The 12115-nt window shown below is 71.1% G+C and carries 8 protein-coding genes and 1 tRNA gene; 4 read left to right on the top strand and 5 right to left on the bottom strand.

Features of this window, described 5'->3' with window-relative positions; all coding sequences use genetic code 11:
- Positions 1-13: 13 nt before the first annotated feature.
- Positions 14-89 (top strand) — tRNA-Lys (locus HMH01_RS00955).
- 19 nt (positions 90-108) lie between these two features.
- Here the strand turns inward: HMH01_RS00955 and HMH01_RS00950 are convergent.
- Positions 109-1338 (bottom strand): APC family permease, encoded by a 1230-nt coding sequence (locus HMH01_RS00950; protein ID WP_171321596.1) that lies wholly within the window; start codon positions 1336-1338, stop codon positions 109-111.
- A gap of 130 nt (positions 1339-1468) precedes the next feature.
- On the opposite strand from HMH01_RS00950, the gene HMH01_RS00945 reads away from it, so the two are divergent.
- Both HMH01_RS00945 and HMH01_RS00940 read left to right on the top strand, forming a co-directional pair.
- A complete protein-coding gene (locus tag HMH01_RS00945; protein WP_171321594.1) occupies positions 1469-3907 on the top strand; it encodes a Lon protease family protein in 2439 nt (812 codons plus the stop codon).
- Complete coding sequence (locus HMH01_RS00940; RefSeq protein ID WP_171321592.1) at positions 3904-4623, top strand: hypothetical protein; 720 nt, start codon at positions 3904-3906, stop codon at positions 4621-4623. The genes HMH01_RS00945 and HMH01_RS00940 overlap by 4 nt, the downstream gene beginning before the upstream one ends.
- Here the strand turns inward: HMH01_RS00940 and HMH01_RS00935 are convergent.
- From HMH01_RS00935 to HMH01_RS00920, 4 genes are all read right to left on the bottom strand, one after another.
- Positions 4602-5282, bottom strand: a complete 681-nt coding sequence (locus HMH01_RS00935; RefSeq protein ID WP_216366738.1) for a HEPN domain-containing protein — start codon at positions 5280-5282, stop codon at positions 4602-4604. The two genes, HMH01_RS00940 and HMH01_RS00935, sit on opposite strands and share 22 nt — an antisense overlap.
- A complete protein-coding gene (locus tag HMH01_RS00930) occupies positions 5279-7897 on the bottom strand; it encodes an AAA family ATPase (RefSeq protein ID WP_171321590.1) in 2619 nt (872 codons plus the stop codon). The genes HMH01_RS00935 and HMH01_RS00930 overlap by 4 nt, the downstream gene beginning before the upstream one ends.
- A complete protein-coding gene (locus HMH01_RS00925) occupies positions 7894-9027 on the bottom strand; it encodes a metallophosphoesterase family protein (protein WP_171321588.1) in 1134 nt (377 codons plus the stop codon). The genes HMH01_RS00930 and HMH01_RS00925 overlap by 4 nt, the downstream gene beginning before the upstream one ends.
- Before the next feature lie 148 nt (positions 9028-9175).
- The gene (locus HMH01_RS00920) at positions 9176-10153 is read right to left on the bottom strand and encodes a helix-turn-helix transcriptional regulator (protein ID WP_171321586.1); all 978 of its coding nucleotides are present in this window, start codon (positions 10151-10153) and stop codon (positions 9176-9178) included.
- A 195-nt stretch (positions 10154-10348) separates the two neighbouring features.
- Between HMH01_RS00920 and HMH01_RS00915 the strand changes: the two genes are divergently transcribed.
- On the top strand, positions 10349-12112 hold the full coding sequence (locus HMH01_RS00915; protein ID WP_171321584.1) for a tetratricopeptide repeat protein: 1764 nt from the start codon (positions 10349-10351) through the stop codon (positions 12110-12112).
- Positions 12113-12115 lie beyond the last annotated feature (3 nt).

Here is a 12115-nt window from a genome sequence, read left to right as displayed (position 1 = left end):
ACCCCCCTCGAGTGGGCCCGTAGCTCAGTTGGTAGAGCAACTGACTTTTAATCAGTGGGTCACAGGTTCGAATCCTGTCGGGCTCACCATCACCTTTCCGCCAAAGCGCTAGAACGTCACCACCGCGCCCGCCAGCAGGGCAGCGCAGAACAGCGCGCCCAGGCTGGGGACGATCAGCGGCACCGTCACGATCCCATCGGGTGCCGGGTCGCCGCGGCGCTTGATGCGCACGAGTGCCAGGTTCACCAGCAGGAACACCGCCAGGATCACCACCGAGGACCATTCCGCCAGCGCCTCCAGCGGAAGGGTCAGCGCAAGCGCCAGCACAAGGCCGCCGACCGCCAGCGTCGCGATCACCGGCGTGCGGCTTGCCGGGTGTACCCGCCCCAGCGCCGCCGGCAGCCGACCCTTTCGGGCCAGGCCGTAAAGCACCCGCGCGGCCATGATGATCTGGATCACGATGCCGTTCATCGTGGCGACAATCCCGATCAGCGTCACCACGACGGGAGAGACCCCCGTCAGCCGCTCGTAGAGCAGCGCGATCGGCGCGGCGGATGCGCCCAGTTCCTCCGGCGGCAGCGACTGGACCGCGACAAAGGTCACGAGCACATAGATCACCGTGACGGCGGCCAGCGAGATGAACAGCGCCAGCGGGACCACCCGGCGCGGGTCGTGCACCTCCTCGACCATGTTGATGGTGTCGTCGAAACCGAGAAACGCGAAGAACGCGATCAGGCTGGCCGATATCACGCCCGTCATCGCGGCCCCGTCGCCCAGCGGCGGCAGCGCCGATGGCAGGCGCGCCAGCATGCCGGGATCCTGCCAGAGCCCGGCGCCGACCACGACCGCAAGGCCCGCCACCTCTATCAGCGTCATCACGGCGGCGAAGCCCAGCGATTCCCGGACGCCGCGCGCGGCGATTGCCGTCATCGCAAGGATGATCCCCGCAACCAGAACCCCGTGCGGCAGCGGCACCAGAAGCTCCATGTAACCCGCCGCCCCCAGCGCGATCGCGGCCGAGGCGACGATGGCCGACATCACCACGAACAGCCCCGTCCAGAGCGTGAGCCAGTTGCGCCGGAAGCCGGCATCGACGAAGACGGCCTCGCCCGCCGCCTGGGGGATGCGGCCCGAGAATTCCGCGAAGCTGCCGGCGCTGAAACCCATGACCACCGCCGCCAGCAGAAAGGCTGCGGGCGCGTGGATCCCGGCCCGGGCCGCGGTGGTGCCGACCAGGACGTAGATGCCCGCGCCGATCGTAACACCCAGCCCGTAGAGCACGAGAAGCGGCAGGCCGATCGCGCGTCGCAGCCCGGGCTCTTCGGCGTTTCTGGTCATGGCCCTGTTCCCTGCGCCGCGCCCGACGCTTCTGCGTGCAGCCGTTGCGATGCCGTCGCCTTGACACGGGTCAATGTGCGCGGGCTTTTGCCGGGTTCCTGTTGTCCGGGGAACAGGAAAGGGCCGTGCCATGGCGGATTTCACGACGGGCAAGCCGCTCGGGGCGGAACGGATGGACGGCGCGGTCGATCCCCGCACGCTCGGTTTCGCGACCACGGCCGATCTGGAACCGCTGGACGCCTGGCCCGGCCAGGACCGCGCGCTCGAGGCGGTGCGAATGGCGGCCGGGATGGAGCATGCCGATTTCAACCTGTTCGTGCTGGGCCGGCAGGGAACGGGCCGCCACAGCGCCGCCCGCGCGGTTCTGTCCGGGGCGGCCGCGGCGCGCCCGGTGCCGCGCGACTGGATCTATGTCAACAACTTCACCGACCCGCAGCGCCCCATCGCGATTGACCTGGCACCGGGCAATGCGGAGTTGCTGCGCCTTGCGGTCGAGAACCTGATCGACGATCTCGCCAACGACCTGCCGGCGGTGTTCGAGTCCGAGGACTACCAGGCCCGCCGCCGCAGCATCGAGGACAGGTTTTCCGCCGAGTCCGATGACGAGATGGAGGCGCTTTCGGAAAAGGCGCGCGAGAAGGACATCGCCATCCTGCGGACGCCGATGGGCTTCGGCGTCGCCGCGCGCCGCGACGGAGAGATCCTGACCCCCGCGCAATACGACGCCCTGCCCCGCGAAGAGCGCGACCGCATCGACGCCGCCGTCGCCGGGATCGAGGAGGCGCTGGGTGCTATCCTCAAGCAGATGCCGCGCCGACTGAAGGCGCAGCGCCGCAAGGTCGAGGAACTGAACGCCGCCATGGTCGAGGCCGCCGTCGACAACGCCATCGCCGAGGCACGCTCGCGCGTCCCGGACGAGCCCAACGCCACAGGGTTCCTGGACGACCTGCGCAAGCAGCTGGTCGCGAATGCCGAGGTGTTCCTCATGCGCCCCGAGGGCGCCCAGGCCGGGCCCTTCCCGGTTTCCGCCACCCGCCACTACATGCGCCCGCAATTCGAGCCGTTCACCGTCAACGTGCTGGTCACGAACCCGGCGGACAGCGGCGGTGCGCCGGTGATCGAAGAGTCGCTGCCGACACTGTCGAACCTGATCGGGCGGATCGAATACGCCGCCCAGCAGGGGGCGCTGGTCACCAATTTCACCATGATCCGCCCCGGCGCCCTGCACCGCGCGAATGGCGGCTACCTGCTGCTCGACGCGCGCGAGGTGCTGACCGAGCCCTTTGCCTGGGACGCTCTGAAGCGCTGCCTGAGCACCGGCGAGGTGCAGATCTATTCCGCCGGGGAAAGGCTGAGCCTGATCTCCACGGTGTCGCTGACGCCGGATCCGATCCCGCTGAAGGCCCGGGTCGTGCTGGTGGGCGACCGCCTGCTCTATTACATGCTGGTCGCGCTCGATCCCGAGTTCCCGCGGCTGTTCAAGCTGGAAGCCGATTTCGAGGATCGGATGCCGCGTTCGGCCGAAAGCACGGCGCTTTACGCGCGGCTAGCCGGCACCATGGCGCAGCGTGCGGGACTCAGGCCGATCACCGCTGGCGGTGTGGCGCGGCTTCTGACCGAGGCGATGCGCGCGGCCGAGGACGCCGAACGCTTCGCGCTGGATCTTGGCCAGATGTCCGACACGATCCACGAGGCGGATTACTGGGCTGCCGCGGCCGGTGCGGACAGCGTGCGCCCCGAGGATGTCGAGGCCGCCATCGCCGCCGCCGACCGGCGCGCGGGGCGCATCCGCGACCTGACGCAGGAAAGCATCGCCCGCGGCGCCGTTCTGATCGACACCGACGGCGCCCGTGTCGGCCAGATCAACGCGCTCTCGGTCGCCGAGATCGGCACCACCCGCTTCGGCCGCCCGTCGCGCGTCAGCGTCCGGGTGCGCGCCGGCAGCGGCAAGCTGGTGGACATCGAACGAGAGACGGAACTCGGCGGGCCGATCCATTCCAAGGGGGTGTTGATCCTGTCGGGCTACCTGGCCGGGACTTACGCGCCCGACCTGCCCATGTCGCTCTGGGCCAGCATCGTGTTCGAGCAGAGCTATGGCGGCATCGACGGCGACAGCGCGTCCGCGGCCGAGCTGATGGCGCTTCTTTCGGCCCTGGCCGAGGCGCCGATCGACCAGTCCCTGGCCGTGACCGGGTCCGTGAACCAGTTCGGCGACGTGCAGGCCATCGGCGGGGTCAACGAAAAGATCGAGGGGTTTTTCGACGTCTGTGCCGGGCGGGGCCTGACCGGGCGGCAGGGGGTGTTGATCCCCGCCTCCAACGTCGCGCATCTGGTGCTGCGGTCCCGTGTCGTGGACGCCGTGCGCGAGGGGCGGTTCCGCGTGATCCCCTTCGCCAGCATCGACGAGGGGCTGCAACTGCTGACCGGGCGCCCGGCGGGGGACCGGGGCGCGGACGGGGCGTTTCCCCCCGGCAGCCTGAACGCCGCGGTCGAGGCGAAGCTGCGCCGCTTCGCCGAGTTGCGCGCGCGCGACCTGCGCAGACGGCCCGGCGGCGAGGACCGGCGATGAGCGGCCAGCCACGGCGCATCACCCTTGGCGCCACGCGCTTCGATGATGCCCGCGCCAGCCTCGACCTGGCGCTGGGGCTGGCGGCCGAGGCGCGGGCGATGCTGCGCGGTCTGCTGATCGAGGAAGAGGGCATCCTCGCCTTCGCGGCCCGCAGCGGCGCGCGCGCCCTTGGCCCCGGCGGACAGCCGGTGCCGGAGGTGACGGCGGAGCGGATGCGCGCCGCCTTTCGCGCCGACGCCGCGCGCTTTCGCCGCCTGATCGAACAGATGGCCGGGCAGCGCGGGCTCGACTGGTCCTTCGCGCAGGAGCGTGGGCGGCTTGCCGCGCTGGCCACGGCCCAGGGCGGCCCCGACGACCTGCTGATCCTCAGCGGCGAGGCATCCCGCAGCCGCCCGGCACAGGTGGTCCTGCTGGTCCGCGACGGCTCGGATCCCGGGCTTGCGGGCCTGACCGCGGAGGCGGCCCGGATCCTTGCGGCGGGGCGGCCCGTGCGGGTGCTGGCCCTGCGCGGATCCGACCTGACCGCGCTGCCGCCCGGCGCGCGGGTCGAGCAGGCCGAGACCGAGGCAGCCCTTGGTGCGCAGATCGCCCGACTGGGGACGGGGGCGGTGCTGGTCGCGGATCGCGGCGCACTTTCCGGCCCCGTTCGGGTGGCGCTGCTGGCCGCGCGCTGCACCCGGCTGCTGCGCGCCGCTCAGCCGGGGACCACCGGGTAGAAGGGGTGGCCCCAGTCCTCGGCCGGATTGTCCATCATCAGGTCGATGAAGACCGGCACCAGGAAGCCCAGGATCGCCGCGCCATCGCGCACCTGCTGGCGGTTGACCCCGCTGTTCCAGGTCGCCCCGCCATGCACCAGCTGGTTGCGCAGGACGTACAGCCGGTCGAACAGGATGGTCAGCACCTTCGTGGTTTCATGCCGCGCAAGCGCCGTTCCGACGGTGCGCCGTGCCGCCTCGAACCGCTCCTGCCATCCGGGCGCGCCTTCGGGGTCGTTCTGGTGGCGCCAGAACGGCTCGAACACGAAGCGATTGTCCAGAAGTACCCGCACCGGCCCGGAATACCGGGACCAGATCGCGTCGTAGATCCGCTTGTCTGCGTCCAGCCGGACAAGGCGCGCGAAATAGCCCTCCATCCGCCCGCGTTCGGTCAGTCCGGCCGTGCCCGGCTCGAAATCCGCCGCATCCGCATAGGCGGCGTTGAAGGCGATCCAGTAGAGGATGAAGGCGGTATCCGCATCCTGCCCGGCCAGCGCCTCGGCCCGGCCCATCCAGCTGAGCGCGCGATGCACCCGCAGCCCCATCGTCTCGGGAAAGTCCGCGCGCAGCGCCCGCTGCCGCGCCTTCAGCGTCGCGTGATCCGGCGCCGACCCGCTCATGCCGCGTCTTCCACCCGCGACAGCGCGATCATGGTGCCGCCCAACTCCCGGAAGGCGCGCTGCCGGCACGAGAACACGAGTATCTGCAAGTCGGCCGCCTGCCGGTGCAGGGCGTCGAACATCCGTTCGATCCGGTCGTCGTCGGTATAGACCAGCGCATCGTCCAGGATCACCGGCGCGTGTCGCCCATCCGCCGCCAGCAGCCGCGCGAAGGCCAGCCGCACCAGAAGCGCGATCTGTTCCTGCGTGCCGCCGGACAGGGTGTCGAACTCCTCTTCAGCGCCCGCGCGCACAAGCGCCGTGGGCAGCACCGCCTCTTCGTCCAACCGGATCGTCGCCTCGGGCCAGAACAGGCGCAGCAACGGCGACAGCTCGCGCATCACCGGCTCGAAATAGCGGTCGCGCGCGGTGGCGCGGGCCGCGTCGAGCGCCGCCGCAAGGGTCTGAAGCACCTCCACCTCGAAGCGGATGCGCGCCAGTTCCGCCGCGGCCGCCTCCAGCCGGCTGGTCGTGTCGGCCAGTTCCTCTTCCACGGCCTGGCCGGACAGGTGGTCGATCAGCGCGTCGAGCCGGACCCGCTCTTCCGTCAGGCGCGCCCGGTCCGAGGCGATCCGCGCGATCACTTCTTCCGCGCGTTTCAGCGCGGCTTCCGCCGCCGCAAGATCGGGGGCATCCGCCTCGAGGGCCTCCAGCTTCGCCTCTGCCCCGGAAAGCGCCACCTGCTCTGCCTCGAGCGTCGCGGCCAGCGCGGCGCGCGCGGCCCGTGGGTCGTCGGTCGTCGCCAGGGCTGCGCGGGCGCGGTCCAGCCTTGCGCCGGCCGCTTCCGCCGCGGCAATGGCCCGCTCGGCGCCGGTGCGCGCCCCTTCCGCCTTGCCGCGGGCGGTTTCCAGCGCGGCCAGCGCCTGCCGCTGTGCGGTCGCCGCAGCCTCTGCCCGGTTCTGGGCCTCGGTCGCGTCGGGCAACTCCGGGTCTGCGGCCTCGGGCTCCGGCAGGGCGGCAAGCGCCGTCCGCAAGGCGTCGATCCCCGAGGGGGCGAGAAGCGCAAGCTGCCCTTCGGCGGCGCGCAGGGCTTCCCCGGCCTCGGCCCGCTTGCGCGCGGCCGCGCGGGCCGCAGGCAGGTCCGGCAGGCCCAACCGTTCCAGAGCTTCCCGAAGACGGGCTTCCGCCGCGCGCGCCGCCTCGGCCGCGCCGCTGCCCTGCCCGGGATGGATGGTCAGCTGTCCAAGGCCGCGAAGGACCAGCGTGCCGCCCTCGGGCAGCGCCACGCGCCGGGCGCCGGGCACTGGCGCGCCGTCCAGCGTGATCGCGCCCTCGGCTCCGGCCAGGTAGTCGATGGTCACGCCCGGCGCGCCTGCCTGAAGCAGCGCGGTCTGGGTCGCGACGTCGGCGGCCAGACCTTCCAGCCGCGCAAGCGTCTCGGCGTCGGGACCGATCCCGGCCTCGGCGCGGCAGGTCTCGATCCGGCTTCGCAGCGTCTCGGCCCGGGCGATCTGTTCGGAAAGGCGTTCACGCCGATCGCGGTCGGCAGCGGCGCTTTCCGCGCGAAGCGCGCGGCGCAGCAGCGACTCGGCCGCCGAGGCGGTCTCGCGTGCCGCTTCCGCCTCTGCCGCCGCCTTGCGCAACGATGCCTCGGCCGTGTCCCGCGCCGCTGCCGTCGTCTCGCGCAGGGCCTCCGCCTCCCCGTGGGCGCCTTCGGCCTCGGCCAGTTCGGCCAGTTGCCCGTCCATCGTGGCCAGTCGCGCCTGCGTGCCGCTGACCTTCAGCCGCGCATGATCGGCCGCGTCGCGCGCGCGGTCGCGGGCCTCGGCGTGGCGCGTGGCCTTGTCGAAACCCGCGCGCGCCGCCGCCAGCCGTTCCTCGCGCTGGGCGGCCTCTGCCGGGTCGTCCAGACCGGAAAGCTCGCGGATCACCGCGCGGCGACGGTCCAGATCCTGTTTCAGATCCTGTGCCTTCTCCGCCTGCGCGGCCTTCTCAGCCTCCAGCGCCTCGACCAGGTCCATCGCCGCCTTTAGCGGACCGCCCGTCCTGGGCCGCCCCATCGCGGTCAGGTAGCGGTCAAGATCCTCCTGGCAGCGGGTCCGCGCCATTTCCATCCGGCGCCCCCCGGTCATCGCCTCCACCTCGCCCGTGACCGACGAAAGCAGGTCGCGCCGCGCGCTGCGGGATTGCTGCCGCTCGGCGGTGGAGCCCTGGTCGAGCCCGGTCGCCCCCTGCCGCACCCACAAAAGCCCCACCGGCCCGCCGCCCGCATCCGGGCCGACGGCGCGGGCGATCCACGCCTCGGCCTCGTCGGCCTGGGCGATCAGCCGCTCGCCCTGCCATACCTTGGCAAAGGCGCCGGACAGCCAGCGCTTCTCGATGCGGAAGCGGCCCTCTGCGGTGTCGATCTCGACGCCGACCGCGGGCGCGCCCCCCGCATGGGGCCGCAGCGCCTTGGCCTCCTTCGCCTGAGATCGATGGGGCACGAAGAACACCGCCTGCAACGCGTCGAACACGGTGGACTTGCCGTGTTCGTTCGGCGCGCTCAGCACGTTCAGCCCCGGACCGATGCCGGTGATCTGGACCGGCGCGTGAAAGCGGCGGACATTTTCCAGCCGGATCGAGACGAGTCTCATTTGCCGCCCTCCTTCAGATAGGCATAGAGCCGGTTCAGCGCCGCCGCCGCGACGGCCCGGCTGGCCGCGTCGCTGTCGGGATCCCTTGCGCCGTTGCGCAGGCTTTCGGCGGCAAGACGCAGCGCGCCGCCGCGGTCGATCTCGTCCAGGTCCTCGGCCTCCACCTCGGTGGCAAGCCGGTCCGTGTTCAGCACGAAATGCCCGAATTCCGGCGCCACCTGCCGCGCCGCCGCATCCAGCGCGGCATGCTGCTGAAGGGTCGCCCGCCCTTCGGCGCGGACCCGGACCAGGCTGTCGCGCCGGGTCGCCGCCCCGGCGGGCAGCATCTCGTACAGGGCCGCGGCGGCGTCCTGGCCGGGCAGCAGCGGCAGCACCTCGTCCGACCAGTGGAAGACGCCGGTCTCGACCGGGCTGACCCGCGGGGCAGCCCCACCGCCCGCCAGCGTGACGGCAAGGCAACCGCCCCTTCCGTCATGCTTGAAGCCGTCGCGCTCGGGCGTGCCGGAATACCAGGCGCGGGGACCCGGATTGACCCGCCCGTGCCAGTCGCCCAGCGCCAGGTAGTCCAGCCGCGCGGTCAGCGCCAGGTCGGGGGCGATCGCCGGCTGGTCGCCATCCTCCGAGAAATCGACCGTCCCGCCATGCGCCAGCCCGATGCGGATGTCGCGCGGGTCGGTGTCGTGGCCCTCGAACCAGTCGGTCAGGTTGCGCCCCGGATAACGTCGTGTCGTGGGCGCGGGCAGCAGCGTGACGCCCGGCGCGAGCGAGATCGCCCGCGGCTCCAGCAGCGGATGCACGTTGGGCGGCGCGTGGTCCAGCACCCGGTCCCACAGCGCCTCGGCCGCAAGGCTGTCATGGTTGCCCGGCAGCAGCCACCAGTGGATGTCGGGATCGGTCCCCATCACGCCCAGCGCCTGGCGCCAGACGGCATCCGACGGGGTTTCGGTGTCGAAGATGTCGCCGGCCAGCAGGACGTGCCGGGCGCGGTGGTCATGGGCGGCGCGGTGCAGCCGCGACAGTACGCCATGGCGGGCCTCCTGCAGGCGGCCGCGGAAGGTCTCGTCGGGAATGTTCGAGAACCGCTTGCCCAGATGAAGGTCCGAGCTGTGGATGAAGCGAAATTCAGTCATGTCGAATGCTCCGCAGTATGACAGGGCGGGAATCGGCCGGGGCCGGGGAGTGATCCCGATCTGGCATGGCGGGGTGACAGAACCTGTCGTTTGCCGTCATGCCTGCCGGCGGTCGCCCCTTGACGATGAAAACGAAAAGAGAACATGCTCAGGGAAGTGCGTCGAAATCGTCGCGCCGGTACGGGTGGACCAGCGCGCGTAACGCTTCCGGCGCCACCACCTCGACCTGGTCGCCCCACTGGTAGAGATGCCAGGCCATCTCCAGCCAGCCCGAGGCGTGAAAGCGCACCTCGAGGCCCCCGTCGGGCAGGGGGCGCGTCTGCTGCCGCGGATGGAAGCGCCAGTCCGCCGCCCGCGCCGCCGCCGCGGGGGTGAAGTGCCAGACCACCTCGGCATGTTGCGACTCGTCCTGGAACGACCCGAAGGCGCGCGCCGAATGGGCTGCAAGGTCGAAGCCGGGATCGCGGCCGAACCAGATGTCGGTCACTTCCGGACCCACGATCCGGTCAAAGCGGAAATGCCGCAACCCCTCGCCCTGGTTGGGTTGCTTCGCCACCAGGTAGCGCCGCGCGCCCAGCAGCACGCCGTAGGGTTCCACCTCGCGCAGGGTGCCGTTGTAGGAAAACCGCATCCGGTAGGGGCCGCGCAGCGCCTGCGCCACCGCCTCGGCCAGGATGGGATCGTCCTTCGGCACCGGGCCTGGCCGGGCGGCGACGCCATGGGACTCGAGCAGCGCCTCGGCGTCGGCTTCGGCCCGCCGCGCCTCGGCGGGGGGCAGGGCGGCAAGAAGCCGGTCGCGCAGCCCTTCCAGCCGGTCGGCCTGCCGCCGGTCCCCCTCGTCCCTGAGCCGCGCGATGGCAAGCTCCAGCGCCTCCAGTTCCGCATCGCCCGACAGGCGCAGCCGGGCCAGCGGCACGTCCCGCAGGCGGATGCGCAGGCGTCGGTCCGCGTCCTCCCGCCGCTCCACCGCGTGGGGGAACGCCTCGGCCAGCGCGCCGGCCATGCGTTGCGCGGTGCGGTGGCTGACGCGGAACGCCTCTGCGATTTCCTCCAGCGTCACGCCGGAATGCCGCCCCATCGCCATGTCGGCCAGGCGCAGCAGGTCTAGGGCTTTGGCAAAGGACATCGGGCGATCCGGGGTTGCGGGGTATCCCCCGGACATTGGCATCCCGCGGGGCACGAGAAAACCCCGCATCACCGATGCCGGCCTGCCAGCCTTCGGGGGCTGACCCGGCGGAAACTTCTTTGTGAATCAACGCCTCTCGGTGTAGTCCCGTGCATACCAGATGTATTCCGATATGTGTTTTGCGGATTTGTTCCGATGATCGAGGCCCCATCCCAGGGTTGGTTTCTCAGCCTGCGCCGATCCGTGATGGTCGTCGACCTGGTGGAATCCGTCCGCCTGATCGAGGCCGACCAGATCGGGACGATCACCCGCTGGCGCGAGGTCGTCGCCCATGCCGAGGCCGCGCTGGCCGCGACCGGCGCCGGGCGCATGGTGAAAAGCCTTGGCGACGGGATGCTGCTCGACCTGGAGGGGGTGGAGCCTGCACTGGCGGTGGCCTTTGCGCTGCTCGACAAGACCGCGCAACTTAACCGCGACCTGCCCCCCCAGCGGCAGATGCACCTGCGCATCGGGTTGCAGACCGGCGACCTGATGGTGGACCGCCACGATGTCTATGGCCACGATGTCAACGTGGCCGCCCGCCTGGCCGCGCTGGGCGACCCGGGCGATGTCGTCGTCTCGGCGCTGGTCCGCGACGAGATCGTGCACGGCATCCACGCCGATATCGAGGATCTGGGCGAGTGCTTCCTCAAGCATGTGCGCGAGCCGGTGCGCGCCTACCGCCTGTCGCCGCCGGGTCAGGGGGTCGCGCGTCCGCGCGTGCGCGGCGCGACCGAGACGCTTTTGCCCACCATCGCCGTGATCCCGCTTGCCGGCGCCACCGGCGCGCTGGGCCAGGTCATGGCCGAGGAGATGATCCGCGCCTTTGGCCAGTCGCCGCATCTGAACGTCATCTCGCGCCTGTCCACCGCGCCCTTCGCCCGGCTCGACCGCCCGCTGGAAGAGATCGGCAGGCTTCTGGGCGCAAGCCATGTGCTGACCGGGCGCGTGACCGAGGATGCGGGGATCCTGGAGGTGACGCTCGAACTGACAGAGCTGCGCAGCCGGCAGGTGATGTGGTCCGACCGCTTTCGCGACCGCGCCGCCAACATCCTGATCGGCGAGCAGGAGATGTTCGCCCGCATCGCCGAGGCGGTGGGCAAGGCGATCCTGAGCCGCGAACTGCAACGCGCCAGGAACCTGCCGGTGCGCACGCTGGAAAGCTATACGCTGATGCTGGCGGCGGTGAACGCGATGTACCGGCTCTCGCAGAGCGACTTCAACCATGCCGAACAGATGCTGACCGCCACGATGGAGCGGAACCCCCGCCATTCGGTGCCGCTGGCCTGGATGGGCAACTGGCATGTGCTGAAGGTGCAGCAGGGCTGGACCGACGATCCCGCGCGCGAGCAGCGCATCGCCTCGGACCGGACCGCGCGGGCCTTGGACCTGAACCCCGATTGCGAGCATGCGCTGACCATCGACGGGCTGGTGCAGACCAACCTTTCCAAGGATTTCGAGGGGGCCGACACCCGCTACCGGATGGCGCTGGGCTTCAACCCCAACAATGCGCTCGCGAACCTGCTGAAGGGCGTGATGCACGCCTTCCGCGACGAGGGCGACGAGGCGGTGCGCCTGTCCGAGATGGCGCAGGCGAAATCGCCCTTCGATCCGCAGCAATACTACTTCGATTGCCTGACCGCCGCCGCCTATATCGCCGCCGGCCGCCCGGCCGAGGCGCTGCCCTATGCCGAGCGGTCGCTCAAGGCCAATTCCACCCACACCTCGACCCTGCGCACGCTGGCGATCGCCCAGTGGCAGACCGGCGACCACGAAGCCGCGCGCGCGACGCTGGGCCGGATGATGGCGCTGGAGCCGGGGCTCACGGTGTCCAAATGGACGCGTCAGAACCCGGCGGCGAAATACGTCATGGGCCGGCGCATCGCCGAGATCCTGCGCGAGGCCGGCATGCCCGAATGACCG

Source organism: Halovulum dunhuangense, assembly GCF_013093415.1.
Taxonomy (GTDB): Bacteria; Pseudomonadota; Alphaproteobacteria; order Rhodobacterales; family Rhodobacteraceae; genus Halovulum; species Halovulum dunhuangense.
The sequence above is the reverse complement of the archived record's forward strand: the minus strand, read 5'-3'. Positions and strand labels throughout refer to the sequence as shown.